This is a genomic window from Lentisalinibacter orientalis (assembly GCF_040706535.1).
Taxonomy (GTDB): domain Bacteria; phylum Pseudomonadota; class Gammaproteobacteria; order Steroidobacterales; family Woeseiaceae; genus Lentisalinibacter; species Lentisalinibacter orientalis.
Genome location: NZ_JAPDRJ010000003.1, coordinates 492,367 through 508,884 on the forward strand (window position 1 = coordinate 492,367; position 16,518 = coordinate 508,884).

Below are 16,518 nucleotides of genomic sequence, written 5' to 3' on the forward strand. Positions count from 1 at the left end.
CCACGTCCGCGGCCGTAACTCGTTCACGCCGCAGAGTGTACCAGTTCTGCCATGCTCCTGGCGATAATTTGTAATTACTTCACTCATACAACGGCAATGCATTGTGCATACATTGCTATACGCCAAAATCCGCTCATCGGCTCCCCGCTGCGTACGAATCAGCCCGTCGCCGAGCGATCGCCCCCGGCCGTCCCCCGCGGGATCGGCACGGCCTCGGCACGCACCAGCCGCGCGGCGGGGAACCGGCAGACGAAGCGGCTGCCCTCCCCCGGCCGGCTCTCCACCTCCAGGGTGGCATCGTGGCGCCCGAGCGCGTGCTTGACGATGGCGAGACCCAGACCAACGCCGCCGTCTTCGCGGCTGCGGCCCCGGTTCACGCGGAAGAAACGCTCGGTCAGCCGGGGGATGTCCTGCTCCGCGATGCCGACGCCGGTATCCTCCACCGCGAGTGCGGCGCTCTCGCCGTCGGACTGCCAGCTCAGCGTCACGCTGCCGTCCGCCGGGGTGTAACGCACGGCATTGGACAGCAGATTGGTGATGATCGAGCGGATCTCCACCGGATTGCCGTACAGCTGCGCCCGCGACTCGAGCCGCAGCTTAACGGCCGGGCCGCCGTCCGGGCGATCCAGCTCGGCCACGGACTCCCGGAGCAGTTCCGCGACGTCCACCCGGGTGTCGGTGCGCGCCTCACTGCCCGACTCGAGCCGGGACAGCTCCAGCAGCGAGTCCAGTATCTCCTTCATGCGGGCGGCCTGGCGCTGCATCTCCGCGACCGGCCGCTGCCAGGAGGGCGGCATCTCCGTGTCCTCCGACATGGCCTCCAGATAGCCGCCGATCACGGTGAGCGGCGAGCGCAGCTCGTGGGAGGCGTTCGCCACGAAATCCCGACGCATGCGCGCGAGCCGCGCCTGCTCCGTGACGTCGCGCACCAGCAGCAGCCGCTGGCCTTCGCCGTAGGGCACGATGCGGCAGGTCAGCCAGCCGTCGTCGCGCAGCGGCGAGGGGATGGTCACCGAGCCCGAGTAGTCGCCGTCGCGCAGATAGCTCACGAAGGCGGGATGCCGTATCAGATTGTCCACCCGCTGGCCCCGGTCGCGCCGCGGCCGCAGCCCCACCAGATACTCCGCGGCCGAGTTGTAGCGGGTGATCTCGGAGGCCTCGTTCAGCACGATGCCGCCGTCGGGCATGGCATTGGTGGAGGCGCGGATCTCCTTGAGCGTGCGGTGGTGGCGGCGCTTGTGCTTCTTGGCCCGCTGCTTCAGGTAATCGATGCGGGCGAGCACCTGCGGCCAGATGCCCGTGCCGTCCGGCACCTGGATGCGGCTGCGGGTCCGCAGCGAGCGCTCCAGGCGGAACAGCATATTCAAGTGGACAGCGATCACGGCCAGCGCGCCGATCAGAGCCCCGGGCAGGGCATAGCCGTACAGCCAGCCGATGAAGACTCCCAGGCCGATGACGCCGGCGGCCTTGAGCAGCGCATTCGTCCACGCCGAGGGCATCAGCCGTCCCGCGAAGAGAATCGGTAGCCGGCCCCGCGCACGGTCTGGATGTAGTGTTCGGCATTGCGGGCCGACAGCGCCTTGCGCAGCCTGCGGATGTGCACGTCCACGGTGCGCTCCTCCACGTAGACGTTGGCGCCCCAGACGCGATCCAGCAGCTGGCCGCGGCTGTACACCCGCTCCGGATGGGTCATCAGGAATTTCAGCAGCCGGTATTCCGTGGGGCCGAGCTGGACCTCAGCGCCGCCGACGCTGACCCGGTGCCCGGCCACGTCCAGCTCGAGGTCGCCGACGCTCACGATCTCGTCGCCGGAGACGCCGGACCGCCGCAGCACCGCATTGATGCGGGCGATGAGTTCGCGGGAGGAGAACGGCTTGGTGATGTAGTCGTCGGCGCCGCCTTCCAGGCCGCTCACCTTGTCCTGCTCCTCCGCCCGGGCCGTCAGCATGATGACGGCCAGGTCCTCGAAGGTGGAATCCCGTTTCAGCGAGCGCGTCAGCTCGAGTCCGCTCATGTCCGGCAGCATCCAGTCGATAATGGCCAGGTCCGGCCGATGGTCGGCCAGAAGCTCCCGCGCCTGACGGCAGTCGGCGGCCTCGTCCACCTCGAAACCGGCCCGCGACAGATGAAACGCGATCATCTCCCGGATGGGGGCTTCGTCCTCGACTACCAGTATGCGGCGCGCTGTCGTCATATCGGCTCCATGGAGCGCGATTAGAGCAATTCTACATTACAGTCCGGTTACGACGCCTGCTGCGCAACGGTCCGGCGCAGGTACGCGGGCTCCGCATCCCGGGGCGCCAGCGTGTCGCCGGCGGCGAAGCGGGGCACGGCCAGCGCCGCCACCTCGTGGGCGCGGGGAAAACGCAGACCGGTATCCACGCCGCCGGCGGGCACCATCTCCGGATAACGGTCCCAGCCGCCACCGGCCAGCCACCAGTCCCCCTCGGCGGGCTGCACGCCCGCCGGGGCCGTGAGCCGGTCTGCGACCAGCGTGCGCAGCCCGTCGACGCCCTCCTCCCAGGCCCCGGCGTAGACCTCGCCCATGCGCGCGTCCTGGCTGACGTAGACCCGGCGCGCACCCTCCGCGAGTGCGCGAGACGCCAGCGCGGCCAGCGAGGAGACCGGCACCAGCGGCAGCCCGGCCGCCAGGCCGAAACCCTGGGCGGCGGACACGGCGATGCGCACCCCGGTGAACGAGCCGGGCCCTGCGCCGAAGGCGATGCCGTCCAGTGCTCCCATGCGCAGATCCGCTTCGGCCAGGAGGCCGCGCACCATGGGCAGGATCAGCTCCACGTGCCGTCGGGGCTGTTCCTCGTAGCGGCCCGCCACTTCACCGTCCACCCACAGGGCGGCGGAGCAGGCATCGGCCGAGGTCTCGAGGGCGAGGATCTTCACGAGACCGCCGCCTCGCCCGCCGTCTCGTGGCGGGCGTAGAACTCCGCCAGGGCATCGGGCTCGGTCACGGTCGCCATCGGGGCGAGCGCCTGCAGGAAGACCGGCCCGTAGCGCCGCGTGCCGATGCGCGGATCGCACAGCACTATCGCCCCGTAGTCGTCGTGATCGCGGATCAGGCGCCCCACGCCCTGCTTCATGGTGAGCACCGCCTCCGGCAGCTGATGCTCCATGAACGGGTTGCCGCCCTGGCGGCGGATGAACTCGGTGCGGGCCATCAGCAGGGGATCTCCCGGCGAGGTGAACGGCAGCTTGTCGATCACCACGCCCGTGAGTGCCGTGCCGCGCACGTCGACCCCCTCCCAGAACGTGCCCGTGCCGAGCAGCACCGCGTTGCCGGCCGCCCGGAACCGCTCCAGCAGGTCCGCCCGGGGCGCCTCGCCCTGCACCAGCAGCTCTCGGCCGTCCAGACGCTTGCGGCGCTCCCGCCACCAGTCGGCCGCGATGCCGAGCGCGCGGTAGCTAGTGAACAGGAAGAACAGGCCGCCGGCGGTCATCTCCAGCAGCGGCGCAGCGGCCTCCATGGCGGCCTCGGTGTAGCCCCGGGCCGACGGCTGGGGCAGGCCCGGCGGCAGGTAGATGCGTGCCCGTTCCGCCAGGCGGTAGGGGCTGGGGAACTGCAGCGTGCGGGCGTCGTCCAGGCCCATCCGGCCGAGGAAATGGCTGAAGTCTTCGCCCACGGCGAGCGTGGCCGAGGTGAACACCCACGGCGCCTCGCTCATGTCGATCAGCGCCCGCAGCCGGCCGGCGACGTCCAGCGGCGTCAGGTGGAAACGCACCGAGCGGCGGTTGACGTCGAACCAGTACAGGCCGGCCTCCTCGTCCTCGTCGGTGGCGGCCGTGAGGCGGGCGTGTACGTCGTAGAGCTGCTCGGCCACGGCTTCCACTTCCGCGGATTCGCCGGCCACGTCCTTCAGCGCCTCGTGCAGCTCGGCGAGGCGGCCGCGCAGCGCGGCCAGCGGTTGCCCCAGCGCGCCCCGCTGGCCGCCCAGCTCGTAGCGGCCGCCTTCCCGCGGCGCCGCGCCCACCACGCCCCGCACCGCATCCGCTACGGCGCCGATCGCCTGGCGCAGCTCCGCCCCGCCCAGCGCGAACGTGAATGCGGCGGCGTCGTCCAGCAGGTTCTCCACCTGGCGGGTGCCGGCCATGATGCCGAAGAAGCGGGTGGCCAGGTCCGGTATCTGGTGCGCCTCGTCCAGGATGAGCGCTTCGGCCCCCGGCAGGAAATCCACGAAGCCCTCCTCCTTCATGGCCAGGTCCGCGAGCAGCAGGTGATGGTTCACCACCACCACGTCGGCCTTCTGGGCCGCCCGGCGGGCATGCACGACGAAGCAGTCGTCGAAGAACGGGCACTTCTGCCCGAGGCAGTTCTCGGCGGTGGACGTCACCAGCGGCCACACGCCCGACTCCTCTTCTATATCCACCACCTCGCGGCGGTCGCCGCTGCGGGTCTCGTGCTTCCAGCGCTCGAGGAGGGCCAGCTCGCGCCGGAAGCGCGCGGCCGCCGGCGTGCCCGCCGCCTGATCCAGCCGGTGCAGGCAGAGATAATTGGCCCGGCCCTTCAGGAGCGCCGTGGACAGCGGCTGGCCGATGGCCCGGGTCACCGTGGGCAGGTCCCGATGGAACAGCTGATCCTGCAGCGCCCGGGTGCCGGTGGAGATGATCGTGCGCCGGCCGCTCCCCAGCGTCGGGATGAGGTAGGCGAAGGTCTTGCCGATGCCGGTGCCGGCCTCCACCACCAGGGGTTCCTGCGCCGCCAGCGCGTCGGCCACGGCCTCCGCCATCATCGCCTGGGCGGCGCGCGGCCGGAAGCCCGGCACCGTCGCGGCGAGCGGACTGTCGTCCCCGAAGAGGTCGCGGAAGCTCTGCATGGGCGCAGACTATACTCGCTGCCGCGCGCCGCCTGCACTGCTCACTTCCGAGCCGCGGGACTCGATAATAGGCCGGACGGCCGGGCCGCGCATGCGCAACTCCCGCCGGGCGCGGCCGCCGCGAGACCGGAGCCCGGGGCAACCCGCGGCCGGGCCTCTTTACAGTGGAATTATTCCACGGCCATTCAATGGTTTACGAAGCCGGAAAAATGCCTCCCAATGCCCTCGCTTCAGGCCTTCCGGGTGCTTGACAAGCCCGCTGACATGGCTTATTGTGCAATGCAACAATGATGCAGCGCAGCAACCGAGGAGGTGCCCAATGAACATCAGTGTCGAGAACATTTTCAATCGTGCCGCGGAAGACGCCCGTGGTCGCGTCGAGTCCGTGATTTCCGCAGCTCAGGACGGCGTCGAGCGCGCCGGTGACTGGGTCACGAAGGGCAAGACCCCGGTCCGTCGGATCTCCGACATGACCCTGCGTCTGGCCACCATCTCTCACAAGACGACCGAGAAGCTGGTCAAGCACCAGACGAAGACGGTCGAGTCCACGCTGGACGCCGCCGGTGCCCGACTGAAGGCCGCCGCCCGTGCCGAGAGCCTGGGCGCGCTGGTGAAGACCCAGGCCAACCTCATCCCGGCCACCACGTCGCGCGTCGTCGATAACGTGCGCGGCACCGTGACCATCTTCGGCGACGCCGCCGAGGACGTGGGCGAGGTCGTGAAAAGCACCGTCACGGACTTCCGCCAGAAGGCAGTGAAGCCCGCCAAGAAGACGGCCAAGAAGAAAGCGGCCAAGACCAAGAAGAAAGCCGCCAAGAAGACCCGCCGGACGGCAACCAAGGTTGCCAAGAAGGCACGGCAGGTCGAGACGGGAGGGACCAGCTCGGCAGCCGCCGCGTGATCCCCGTCTGACATAAGTCTCTTACGCCGCCGGATTCACCGATCCGGCGGCGTTTTTGTTTCTGCAGCGGGAGTTGCGCATTGCGCACGGAGAGGGAATGCACTCCGCGGTCTCGTGGGTATAATACCGGCCCTCTCCGGGAAAGGACTCCGGGAATTCCCCCAGCCGCCAGCGCAAGAGAGCACGATGAGTACGACGTTGAAGAGCCTCAGTGACTGGGTCGACGAGGTGGCCCGTCTGACCCGGCCGGACGACATTTTCTGGTGTACCGGCAGCGATAGCGAATACGAGAACTTCATCCAGAAGATGCTGGAGTCCGGTGATCTCGTGGAACTGAACCAGGACTCCTACCCCAACTGCTACCTGCACCGCTCCGACCCCTCGGACGTCGCGCGGGTGGAACACCTCACCTTCGTCTGCACCCGCCGCGAGGCCGATGCCGGCCCCAACAACAACTGGATGGATCCGGCCGAGGCGCACGCGAAGCTCGACGCGCTGTTCGACGGCTGCATGCAGGGCCGCACGATGTACGTCATCCCCTACTGCATGGGACCGGTGAACTCACCCTACTCGCGCTGCGGTGTGGAGATCACCGACAGCCCCTACGTGGTCGCCAACATGAAGCTCATGACCCGCATGGGCGACGCCGCGCTCGAGCGCATCGAGCGCGATGGCACCTTCGTCAAGGGCATGCACTCCACCGGCGATCTGGACCCGGACAACCGCTACATCATGCATTTCCCGGAGGAGCTCGCCATCCGCAGCATCGGCTCCGGTTACGGCGGCAACGCGCTGCTCGGCAAGAAGTGCCATGCGCTGCGCATCGCCAGCTGGCAGGCGCGCCAGGAGGGCTGGCTGGCCGAGCACATGCTCATCGTCGGCGTCGAGAGCCCGGAAGGCGAGGTCCATTACCTGGCCTGCGCCTTCCCGTCGGCCTGCGGCAAGACCAACCTCGCCATGCTCATCCCGCCCGCCTCCCAGCCGGGCTGGAAGATCTGGACCCTGGGCGACGACATCGCCTGGCTGCACCCGGACGAGGACGGCCGGCTGCGGGCCATCAACCCGGAGGCGGGCTACTTCGGCGTGGTGCCGGGCACCAACGCGAAGACCAACAAGAACGCCTACGACATGATCCGCAGCGACACCATCTATACCAATGTCGCGGTGACGGCCGACAACGAGCCGTGGTGGGAAGAGAAGAAGCAGGGCGAGCCCGCCGTCGACTGGCGCGGCCGCGACTACGACCCTGAACACGGTCCCGCCGCCCACCCCAATTCCCGCTTCACGGTGTCGGCGAAACAGAACCCGAGCTACTCGTCACTGGCGGAGGCGCCCGAGGGCGTGCCCATCTCGGCCATCGTCTTCGGCGGCCGACGCCGGGAACTGGCGCCGCTGGTCTACGAGGCGAAGGACTGGACCCACGGCGTGCTGGTGGGCGCGAGCGTGGCGTCGGAGACCACCGCGGCGGCCACCGGCAAGGTGGGCGTGGTGCGCCGGGATCCGATGGCGATGAAGCCCTTCTGCGGCTACAACTTCGCCGACTACTGGGCGCACTGGCTGTCGCTCGCCGACCGGCCGCTCGCGCTGCCCCGCATCTTCCACGTGAACTGGTTCCGCCGCGACGGCGATGGCCGCTTCCTGTGGCCGGGTTTCGGCGAGAACCTGCGGGTGCTGCGCTGGATCATCGACCGCTGCGAGGGCCGCGCCGATGCCGTCGAGACGCCGGTGGGTCTGCTGCCGAAGAAAGGCGACATCGACACCGAAGGACTCGAGATCGATCCGGCCGTCATGGAGGCGCTGCTCGCCGTCGATCCGGCGCAGTGGCAGACGGAGATGGAGGCGGTCGGCGAGTATCTGCGCTCGTTCGGCGAGCGCACGCCCGAGCGTCTGCTGGCCGAACACGGCGCCGTGATGGAGAAGCTGGCGAAGGCTTCCTGAGCGGCGCCGGCCGCGCCGCCGGACTCAGCGCACCAGCATGTAGTGGATGGCCAGCGGGCTGCCTGGCTTGGCAACCCGTCCCAGGCCGATGATGCCCTCGCCGGCCAGTTCGGCGGAGTCACGGCGCACGAAGATCTCCTCGCCCTGCATGGTCTGGATGAAGGTGCCGTTGGTGCTCTCGTCCACCAGGAAATACCGGTGCCGGCGCTTCTCCACCCGGGCGTGGATGCGCGAGATCAGATTGCCCTTCACCACCAGGTCGTTCTCGTCGGCGCGGCCCATGGAGATGCTGGTGCGCTTCGCGTCCATCTCCACCTCCTTGCCGTTGTAGGAGAGGACGAGCTTCGCCGGCTTGTCGGCGCCCTGCTCCTCGAAGCCGATGGTCGGCAGCATGCTGGTGGCCTCCTCCGGCTGCCACAGCACCTCGTAGAGCGCCACCTCGTCGCGCTTGCCCTTCACGGTGGCGATGTCGATCTGGCGGACCAGCGCCTGCCAGTCCTCGTCCAGCTGCTGCACCATCGTGTCGGTGGTGATGATCTGGCGCGCCTTCGCCTGGGAGGTCATGCGATTCGCGGTGTGCACTGCGGAGCCGAAGATGTCCCGGTTTTCCTGCACCACGGGGCCGTAATGACAGCCGATGCGGATGGAGACCTTGTGGCCCTCGCCGATCAGCTCCTCGTTGTCGCTGATGCGCTTCTGCATGGCCGCGGCCGCGCCGATGGCGGCGTTGGCCGTGGGGAAGGTGGCCATCACCTCGTCGCCCATGGTCTTGATGACCGTGCCGCCGGTCTCCTCGGTGGCGGCTTTCATGATCTCGAGGCACTCGGCCACCGTCTCGCGGGCGCGGTCGTCGCCCAGCGTCTCGTAGAGCTGGGTGCTGCCGACGACGTCGGCGAAGAGTATTGCGACTTCAGCGTCTGTGGTCATGCGATGTCCGAAAGCCTTTGCTGCCGGCGGGATACGCGAGGAACCTTACCCGGTTTCCCGTTCGATTATACGCAGACCCGGGCGCCGACTGACACCCATTATGTCTAATCCGTGCGGCCAATCCACCGACACCGGCAATCCGCCGCCCTACTTCTCGGCGACGATGTAGACGATCCAGGCGGGGTCCGGCTCGCCTTCCGACTCCGGCGTGAACTCCCCGTTGCCCTCGCCGTCCTCGTCCTCGCCCTCCCAGTAGACGGTCGCCTTGCTGAAACCGGCCTCCAGCAGCAGCTCGCGGATCTCGGGCAGCGTCCACAGGCGCCACTCGTAGCTGAAGGCCTTCTTCATCTTCGAGCCGTCCGGGAACTTGAAGTGGATGTGGCACTTCATGTACCCCGTCACCGGGTGGTACTCGGCCTGGTGCCACACGTAGGTGAAGTCGTCGTGCTCGGTCTCCTCCTTCACCACGTCCATGGTCTCGGAGCCGCCGAAAGCGTCCAGGAACAGGATGCCGTCGTCCGCCAGGCACTCCCGGCAGCGCTCGAAGTAGCGGCGCATCTCGTCCCGGGTATCGAAGATGAAGTAGCTGAAGTTGAACGCGCCGATCAGGTCCACGATGCCCGTGTTGGCGGTGAGCACGTTGTCCTCGATGAGATTGACCCGGTCGCGCTCGTCGTGGGTCAGGCGGGAGAGCCGATTCCGGCGTCCCCAGTCGAGCACCTCCGGATCCAGGTCCACCCCGACCGCGCGGCAGTCGCTGCCACGCCGCACCCACTCGCAGCAGGCGCTGGCCGTGCCGCAGAAGTCCTCGCGGAAGATCTGCGGCGTGCGTCCGCGGAGTTCGCTGAAAGTATCGAGGAGGAAGTCCACTTCCACCTCGACGTCCTGGACGGATTCCTCGTAGAGCTCGTGCCTGTCGGCGAGCTCGGCCATTGTCTGCTTGCGCTGTGCCTTGCCCATAGGGTGACTGTACCTTTCTTATAAGGAGAGGACGCGGTCCTGCCGCCGCTGAATTGTATAGGCTGCCGCCGTGGGCGGCTATGCGTACTGCCCGGCAGCTTTCGGTACAATCCGGCGCAAACCGCATCGCAAACCATTTCTGCAAACTGTCTCGGAGCCATCCATGTCGCCATTCACGCCGACGCGGCGTGCCGGCCTGCCGGCACTCGCCGCCATTCCCCTGTTCGCCCTGACTCTGTTCGCGGTAGCCGCGGCAGCCGCCGCACAGCCGCTGTCCGACGACCTGAAGGAGAGCGCCGCCGCATTGCGCGACGCCGCGCTCGCGGGCACGCCGGCTTACGACATCGTCGAGTCCCTCACCATGGAGGTAGGACCGCGCATGGCGGGCTCACCGGGCGACCGCGCCGCGGTGCGCTGGGCGGTCGACAAGCTTCGCGCGCTCGGTCTGGAGAACGTGCGCACCCAGGAAGTGGAAGTGCCCCACTGGGATCGAGGCACGCTCTCCGTGACGCTGCTCGGTGAAAACCCGGTTCCGCTGGCCGCGACCTCGCTCGGCGGCAGCGTCGGCACCGGCGAAGCCGGCATCGAGGCGGGCGTGATCCGCGTGACCGGCCTCGAGGACCTGCGGGACCGCGACGCAGAGGACATCCGCGGCCGCATCGTCTTCATCGACCAGCGCATGGAGCGCTCCCGCGACGGCCAGGGCTATGGCGAGACCGTACCCATCCGGCTGTACGGCGCGCGGGAGGCGGCGAAGCTCGGCGCCGAGGCCGTCGTCATCCGCAGTGTCGGCACCAGCGACAACCGCGCGCCTCACACCGGCACCCAGCTCTACGATCTTTCCATCCGGCGCATCCCCGCCATCGCGCTGTCCGCACCGGACGCCGATCTGCTGGCCTACCGCATCGCCGCCGGCGCCGAGCCGGTGCTGCGCATCCATTCCACCGCCCGCCAGCTGCCGCCCACCACCTCGGCGAATGTCATCGGCGAGATCCCCGGGCGCGAGGCACCGGAGGAGATTGTGCTGCTGGGCGCGCACCTCGACTCCTGGGACCTCGGCACCGGCGCGCTGGACGACGGCGCCGGCGTCGGCATCGTCACGGCGGCAGCCCACCTCATCGGTCAGCTGGACGCCGCGCCCCGCCGCACCGTCCGCGTGGTGCTGTTCGCCAACGAGGAATTCGGCCTGTCCGGCGCGCGCAAATACCGGCAGATGAGCGACGAGGAATTCGCCAATCACATCGTGGGCACCGAGGCCGACTTCGGCGCCGGCCGGGTCTGGCGCATCTCCTCCAACGTGGCGCCGGAAGCGATGGACCTGGTGGCCGGCATCCACGAGGTGCTGGCGCCGCTCGGCATCGAGCGCGGCGGCAACGACGCCGGCGGCGGCGCGGATCTGAGGCCGCTGCGCACCGGCGGCATGCCGGTGTTTTCCCTGACCCAGGATGGCACGTACTATTTCGACTACCACCACACGGCCAACGACACGATCGACCGCATCGACCGCGAGGCCATCGACCAGAACGTGGCCGCCTACGCCGCCTTCGCCTGGATCTCAGCGAACATCGAGCGCGACTTCGGCCGGCTGGCCGTCGAGCCCCGCGAGTCCCGCTGATCGGGCCGATACGGCTTACCCCACTCACGACCAGAGTCATCATCACGGACGAAACCATGAGAAAGACACTGACACTCTCCCTGACCGCCCTCGCCTTCCTCGCCGGCACCGGCGTGGCGGCGGAGACACTGATGCTGCGCTACCCGGACATCCACGGCGACCGGGTGGTGTTCACCTACGCCGGCAACCTCTGGACCGTGTCGGCCGACGGCGGCCGCGCGCGCCAGCTCACCAGCCATCCGGGGCTGGAGATCTTCGCCGAGTTCTCGCCGGACGGCAGCGAGATCGCCTTCACCGGCCAGTACGACGGCGCCGAGCAGGTCTACGTCATCCCGGCGGAAGGCGGCGAACCGCGCCAGCTGACCTGGTATCCGTCCCAGGGTCCCCTGCCCGCCCGCTGGGGCTACGACCACCTGGTGCAGGGCTGGACGCCGGACGGCCAGCGGGTGCTGTTCCGCTCCCTGCGCGATGCCTGGGGTCTGGGCGACGGGCGCCTGTTCACCGTGAGCCGCGAGGGCGGACTGCCGGAACCGCTGCCGCTGCCCAGAGCCGGCGCCGCCACCTTCGCGGGCAGTGCCGACCGGCTGTTCTATTCACCGCTGATGCGCGACTTCCGCACCTGGAAGCGCTACCAGGGCGGCTGGGCCCAGGACCTGTATCTGCTGGATATCCCCGGCCGCAAGGCCACGCCGGTAACGACCCACGAGCGCTCGGACCGCGATCCCATGTGGATCGACGGCGCCGCCTACTTCGCCTCCGACCGGGACGGCCGCTTCAACCTCTACCGCCACGACCCCGCCACCGGCGAGACCACCCAGCTCACTCGCTACACCGACTGGGACGTGCGCTGGCCCGGCACCGATGGCGCGGGCCGCATCGCCTACGAGCTGAACGGCGCCATCTACGTCTACGACACGGCCACCGGCGAAGACCGGCGCCTCACCATCACCGTGCCCTCCGACCTCCTGCCGGCACGGCCGCGCCAGGTCAGCGTTGCCGGCCAGATCGAGGACTTCGCGCTGTCGCCGCAGGCACGCCGGGCGCTGTTCGTCGCCCGTGGCGATCTGTTCAGCGTGCCGGTGGAAAAAGGCCTGGCCATCAACCTGACCGGCACCTCGAACGCCCACGAGCGCGAGGTGGCCTGGTCGCCTGACGGCAGCCACATCGCCTATGTCTCCGACTTCTCCGGCGAGGAAGAGGTGTACGTGGAGGACTCCTCCGGCGGCGATCCGGTGCAGCTCTCGGAAGGCTACCGGACGCGCTACTCCGCGCCCGCCTTCTCACCGGACGGCGAGCGCCTGGCCTGGCACGACGCCACGGGCCGCATTTTCGTGGCGCGCACCGACGGCGGCGGCGAACCGGTGATCGCGGCCGACGAGGCCCAGGGCGACACGGCGGACTACGCCTGGTCGCCGGACAGCCGCTGGCTCGCCCTGAGCCTGAGCGAGCCCTCGGGCCTGCGCTCCATCCACGTCTGGGACGCCGGGCGCGAGAAGCTGCACCGCGTCACCGACGAGTTCTTCAACGACCGCTCGCCCGCCTGGTCGCCGGACGGCAAGGCGCTGTACTTCCTCGGCGACCGCATGTTCCAGCCACAGATCGGCACCCGGGAGTTCAACTACACCCTGGTCGACCAGGTGGGCATCCTCGGCCTCGCCCTGACCGCCGATGCCGGCAACCCCTTCGCGCCGGAGAACGCCGACCCGGTCATCGAAGAAGGAGAGGAGAAGAAGGACGACGAGGACAATGAGGCCGAAGCGCCGAAGGTCCGCATCGACTTCGACGGCCTTGCCGGCCGCTACTTCCGGGTACCCGGCGTCACCCCCACCAACATCCAGGGTCTCGCCGTCACCGGCAAGCATCTTCTGTACGTGGTTACCGACTCCTTCTATTACGGCCGCGAACCGCTGCAGCAGCCGCGGCTCATGACCTACAGCATCGAGGACCGGGAAGCGAAGGAACTGGCGGCCGGCATCCAGGGCCTGAGCCTGTCGCCGGACGGCGGCTTCGTGATGGTGCAGGGCCAGGACGGCTACAAGGTCTACGACATCGCCAAAGGCGCGGAACAGGAGACGAAGGCCGTCGCCACCGACAAACTGGTGGCCGACATCGACCCGCGCGCCGAGTGGCGCACCATCTTCGAGGAGGTCTGGCGCCGCTTCCGCGACTACTTCTACGTGGAGAACATGCATGGCCTCGACTGGCAGGCCGTGCGCGAGCAATACGAACCGCTGCTCGAGCACGTCTCCCACCGCTCCGATCTCAACTACCTCATCGGCGAGATGATCGCGGAACTCAACGCCTCCCACGCCTACATCGCCGGCGGCGACGAGGGCCTGCCCGCCCGGCCGAACGTGGCGCTGCTCGGCGCGCGCTTCGCGCTGGATGCCGATGCCGGGCGCTACCGCATCGCCGACATCTTCCCTGGCGAGAACGACAGCGAGCGTTACCGGTCACCTCTCACCGAGACCGGTGTAGACGTGCGCGAGGGCGACTACCTGCTGGCCGTGAACGGCCGCGAGCTGACGGCGGCCATGAACCCGTACGCGCTGCTGACCGTCCCGGCCGGCCAGCCCCTGCAGCTCACCGTCGGCGCGACGCCCGACCTCGAGGACGCACGCACGGTGCTGGTGGAGCCGCTCGCGAGCGAGTCGAGTCTCGTCTACCTGAACTGGGTGGCGGAGAACCGGCACAAGGTGGCCGAGGCCACCGACGGCCGCGTGGGCTACATCCACATCCCGGACATGGGCGCGAACGGCATCCGCGAGTTCATCAAGTGGTACTACCCGCAGATCCGCAAGGACGGCATCGTGGTAGACGTGCGCTCCAACGGCGGCGGCAACGTCTCGCAGATGCTGATCGAACGCCTGCGCCGCAACATCCTGGGACTATCGTACGGCCGTCACAACGAGCGTCCGAACACCTATCCCTACACCGTCTTCCCCGGGCACCTCGTCTGCCTCATCAACGAGACCTCGGCATCGGACGGCGACATCTTCCCCTGGATGTTCCGGGAGGCGGGCCTCGGCCCGCTCATCGGCAAGCGCACCTGGGGCGGCGTCATCGGCATCACCAACCACGGCCCGGTGCTGGATGGCGGCGAGGTCTACGTGCCCCAGTTCGGCTACGCCAACGCGCAGGGCGAGTGGGACGTCGAGGGCGAGGGCGTCAGCCCGGACATCGTCGTGGACAACGACCCGGTCGCGCTGCTCGAGGGCCGCGACCCGCAGCTCGCGCGCGGTATCGCCGAGGTAATGCAGCGCATCCAGGCCGATCCGCCGCGCATCCCGCAGCGCCCGGCGGACCCGGTGCGTACCGACTGATTGGCGCGGTCAGGCGGCCCGCGGCAGCGCCGTCAGGGCCTCCTCCACCACTTCCACGCCGGCATCGTGGCGGTGGGCGTTCTCGCTGAGCGTCCGCCGCCACTGCTTCGCGCCGGGGCAGCCGGCGAACAACCCGATCATGTGCCGGGTCACGTGGTGAAGGCGGCCGCCGGCGGCCAGATGCGCCTCGATGTAAGGCAGCATCCGCTCCACCACGGCGTGACGGCTGGCGGGTGCCGCGGCCGGGTCGCCCAGTGCGCGCTCGAGTTCCTCCAGGACCCAGGGCGTGTGGTAGGCCGCGCGGCCGAGCATCACCCCGTCCACGCGATCGAGCTGTGCGCGGGCTTCTTCCACCGAGGTAATGCCGCCGTTGATCACGATCTCGAACTCCGGGTAGCGCTCCTTCAGCCGATACACCCGCTCGTAGTTCAGCGGCGGTACCGTGCGGTTTTCCTTCGGGCTGAGACCGGCCAGGATCGCGATGCGCGCATGCACGATGAACGTCGTGCAACCGGCCTCCGCCACGGTATCGACGAAGCGCAGGAAGAATTCGTCGCTGTCCTTGTCGTCGATGCCGAGGCGGGTCTTCACCGTCACGGGCACATCCACCGCTTGGGACATCGCACGCCAACAGTCGGCCACTAACTCCGGACAGTCCATCAGGCAGGCGCCGAACTGCCCGTCCTGTACGCGGTCGCTCGGGCAGCCCACGTTGATATTGACGGCGTCGTAGCCTGCGTCGGCGCCGAGGCGGGCCGCACGTGCCATCTTCATCGGATCGCAGCCGCCGACCTGGAGAACGACCGGTTTCTCCGCCGCATCGAAATCCAGGAGGCGGTTGAAGTCGCCGTGGGCGAGGGCTTCGGCCGTCACCATCTCGGTGTATAGTAGAGCTGATGGCGACAACAGGCGATGGAAGTAGCGGCAATGACGGTCTGTCCAATCCATCATCGGCGCAACCTGGATTTCTCGGCGATGTGGGCAATTATTCACGTCGCTATTTTGGCAGGAATGTCATAGGGATGCGTAGCCGAGGGGCTATCAGCCAATATTGTTTATCGCCTGTCCCAGGCCAAGACCCGCAATAGTCGCACTGGCAATATCGCAGTTTGATTTGCCTAGTGGGCAGACAGGTAGTCCTACTGACCGAACCTTTTCGAGATCACGCCCTCGTGCCTCGGGAGGAGGAAGAAGAAGCCGATCGGTGGCATGGATGTCACGATCTGCACACCCAGTTCTGTTTCCGGTAGCGCTGGCCTATAACCTGCAGTCTCGTGTCACAGCCCCGGCCGTCTGAATAATATCCGTCATGCAATGAGGCGCAGTCGGTCGGCAGTCTCGTCGTCCGGCTTCACGAGCCGAGCCGCTCGCGCTTCAGGCGTATGCCCGCCGCCTCGCGGTCCCAGGTGTCGTCGGTGACGCCGGCTTCGCGGAACAGCACCTTGCGGGGCTTGTTGGTCTCCGTCTTCGGTATCTCGTCGACGATGCGCACGTAGCGCGGCACCATGAAATAAGCCAGGCGCTCCACCAGGAACTCCGTGAGCGCCACCGGATCGAGGCTCGCGCCGGCCTTCGGCACGACGACGATCAGCACCTCCTCCTCCGTGTACTCGCTCGGCACGCCGACGGCGACCACCTCGTCGACCTCGGGGTGGCGGATCACCTCGGCCTCGACCTCGAGCGAGGAGATGTTCTCGCCGCGCCGCCGGATGGTGTCCTTGCGCCGGTCGACGAAGAAATACTCGCCGTTCTCGTCCTGGCGGAACACGTCGCCGGTGTGGAACCAGCCGTTGCGCCAGGCCCGGGCCGTCGCCTCCGGCATGTTGATGTAGCCGGCGTTCATGGTCCACGGCAGGTCGGAACGGACGATCAGTTCGCCGGGCTCGCCTCGCGGCACCTCGATGTCGTTCTCGTCCACCAGCCGGCATTCCACGCCGGTACGGGGCCGGCCGCAGGCGTACTGGACCTCGGAGTTGACGTCACTGATGAGCGGCGTGGATACCTCGGTCATGTTGAAGCCGGTCACGT

Annotated in this window: 12 protein-coding genes; 4 read left to right on the top strand and 8 right to left on the bottom strand. The window is 68.3% G+C overall.

The window, feature by feature from the left end; genetic code table 11:
* Window positions 1-158: 158 nt before the first annotated feature.
* The 4 genes from phoR to ACJMK0_RS13915 are packed head-to-tail and all read right to left on the bottom strand — an operon-like array spanning window position 159 to window position 4,826.
* Complete coding sequence (gene phoR, locus ACJMK0_RS13900; protein ID WP_405239019.1) at window positions 159-1,499, bottom strand: phosphate regulon sensor histidine kinase PhoR; 1,341 nt, start codon at window positions 1,497-1,499, stop codon at window positions 159-161.
* A complete protein-coding gene (gene phoB / locus ACJMK0_RS13905) occupies window positions 1,499-2,194 on the bottom strand; it encodes a phosphate regulon transcriptional regulator PhoB (RefSeq protein WP_405239020.1) in 696 nt (231 codons plus the stop codon). The genes phoR and phoB overlap by 1 nt, the downstream gene beginning before the upstream one ends.
* Window positions 2,195-2,241: 47 nt before the next feature.
* Complete coding sequence (gene tsaB / locus ACJMK0_RS13910) at window positions 2,242-2,898, bottom strand: tRNA (adenosine(37)-N6)-threonylcarbamoyltransferase complex dimerization subunit type 1 TsaB (RefSeq protein ID WP_405239022.1); 657 nt, start codon at window positions 2,896-2,898, stop codon at window positions 2,242-2,244.
* A complete protein-coding gene (locus tag ACJMK0_RS13915; RefSeq protein ID WP_405239024.1) occupies window positions 2,895-4,826 on the bottom strand; it encodes an ATP-dependent DNA helicase in 1,932 nt (643 codons plus the stop codon). Before ACJMK0_RS13915 ends, tsaB begins: the two co-directional genes overlap by 4 nt.
* Before the next feature lie 319 nt (window positions 4,827-5,145).
* On the opposite strand from ACJMK0_RS13915, the gene ACJMK0_RS13920 reads away from it, so the two are divergent.
* Both ACJMK0_RS13920 and ACJMK0_RS13925 read left to right on the top strand, forming a co-directional pair.
* Complete coding sequence (locus ACJMK0_RS13920) at window positions 5,146-5,727, top strand: phasin family protein (RefSeq protein WP_405239026.1); 582 nt, start codon at window positions 5,146-5,148, stop codon at window positions 5,725-5,727.
* A 186-nt stretch (window positions 5,728-5,913) separates the two neighbouring features.
* Window positions 5,914-7,665, top strand: coding sequence for a phosphoenolpyruvate carboxykinase (GTP) (locus ACJMK0_RS13925; RefSeq protein ID WP_405239028.1), 1,752 nt, complete (start codon window positions 5,914-5,916; stop codon window positions 7,663-7,665).
* 24 nt (window positions 7,666-7,689) lie between these two features.
* Here ACJMK0_RS13925 and ACJMK0_RS13930 read toward each other — a convergent pair whose 3' ends face one another.
* Together ACJMK0_RS13930 and ACJMK0_RS13935 are read right to left on the bottom strand one after the other, a co-directional pair.
* The gene (locus ACJMK0_RS13930; RefSeq protein ID WP_405239030.1) at window positions 7,690-8,592 is read right to left on the bottom strand and encodes an adenylate/guanylate cyclase domain-containing protein; all 903 of its coding nucleotides are present in this window, start codon (window positions 8,590-8,592) and stop codon (window positions 7,690-7,692) included.
* A 147-nt stretch (window positions 8,593-8,739) separates the two neighbouring features.
* Complete coding sequence (locus ACJMK0_RS13935; protein ID WP_405239031.1) at window positions 8,740-9,552, bottom strand: class I SAM-dependent methyltransferase; 813 nt, start codon at window positions 9,550-9,552, stop codon at window positions 8,740-8,742.
* A 163-nt stretch (window positions 9,553-9,715) separates the two neighbouring features.
* Here ACJMK0_RS13935 and ACJMK0_RS13940 point away from each other — a divergent pair, with 163 nt between their 5' ends.
* Together ACJMK0_RS13940 and ACJMK0_RS13945 are read left to right on the top strand one after the other, a co-directional pair.
* Complete coding sequence (locus ACJMK0_RS13940) at window positions 9,716-11,167, top strand: M28 family peptidase (RefSeq protein ID WP_405239033.1); 1,452 nt, start codon at window positions 9,716-9,718, stop codon at window positions 11,165-11,167.
* 56 nt (window positions 11,168-11,223) lie between these two features.
* A complete protein-coding gene (locus ACJMK0_RS13945; protein WP_405239035.1) occupies window positions 11,224-14,490 on the top strand; it encodes a S41 family peptidase in 3,267 nt (1,088 codons plus the stop codon).
* A gap of 9 nt (window positions 14,491-14,499) precedes the next feature.
* On the opposite strand, the gene dusA is transcribed toward ACJMK0_RS13945, so the two are convergent.
* Both dusA and ACJMK0_RS13955 read right to left on the bottom strand, forming a co-directional pair.
* Window positions 14,500-15,483: a tRNA dihydrouridine(20/20a) synthase DusA gene (gene dusA / locus ACJMK0_RS13950; RefSeq protein ID WP_405239036.1), complete on the bottom strand. Its 984-nt coding sequence runs from the start codon at window positions 15,481-15,483 to the stop codon at window positions 14,500-14,502.
* Window positions 15,484-15,841: 358 nt separating this feature from the next.
* On the bottom strand, window positions 15,842-16,518 hold a 677-nt coding region (locus ACJMK0_RS13955), incomplete at its 5' end, for an AMP-binding enzyme (RefSeq protein ID WP_405238532.1).

Coding starts and splice junctions, on each gene's coding strand:
- phoR (WP_405239019.1), bottom strand. CDS start 1,499: ATGCCCTCGGCGTGGACGAATGCGCTGCTCAAGGCCGCCGGCGTCATC.
- phoB (WP_405239020.1), bottom strand. CDS start 2,194: ATGACGACAGCGCGCCGCATACTGGTAGTCGAGGACGAAGCCCCCATC.
- ACJMK0_RS13915 (WP_405239024.1), bottom strand. CDS start 4,826: ATGCAGAGCTTCCGCGACCTCTTCGGGGACGACAGTCCGCTCGCCGCG.
- ACJMK0_RS13920 (WP_405239026.1), top strand. CDS start 5,146: ATGAACATCAGTGTCGAGAACATTTTCAATCGTGCCGCGGAAGACGCC.
- ACJMK0_RS13925 (WP_405239028.1), top strand. CDS start 5,914: ATGAGTACGACGTTGAAGAGCCTCAGTGACTGGGTCGACGAGGTGGCC.
- ACJMK0_RS13930 (WP_405239030.1), bottom strand. CDS start 8,592: ATGACCACAGACGCTGAAGTCGCAATACTCTTCGCCGACGTCGTCGGC.
- ACJMK0_RS13935 (WP_405239031.1), bottom strand. CDS start 9,552: ATGGGCAAGGCACAGCGCAAGCAGACAATGGCCGAGCTCGCCGACAGG.
- ACJMK0_RS13940 (WP_405239033.1), top strand. CDS start 9,716: ATGTCGCCATTCACGCCGACGCGGCGTGCCGGCCTGCCGGCACTCGCC.
- ACJMK0_RS13945 (WP_405239035.1), top strand. CDS start 11,224: ATGAGAAAGACACTGACACTCTCCCTGACCGCCCTCGCCTTCCTCGCC.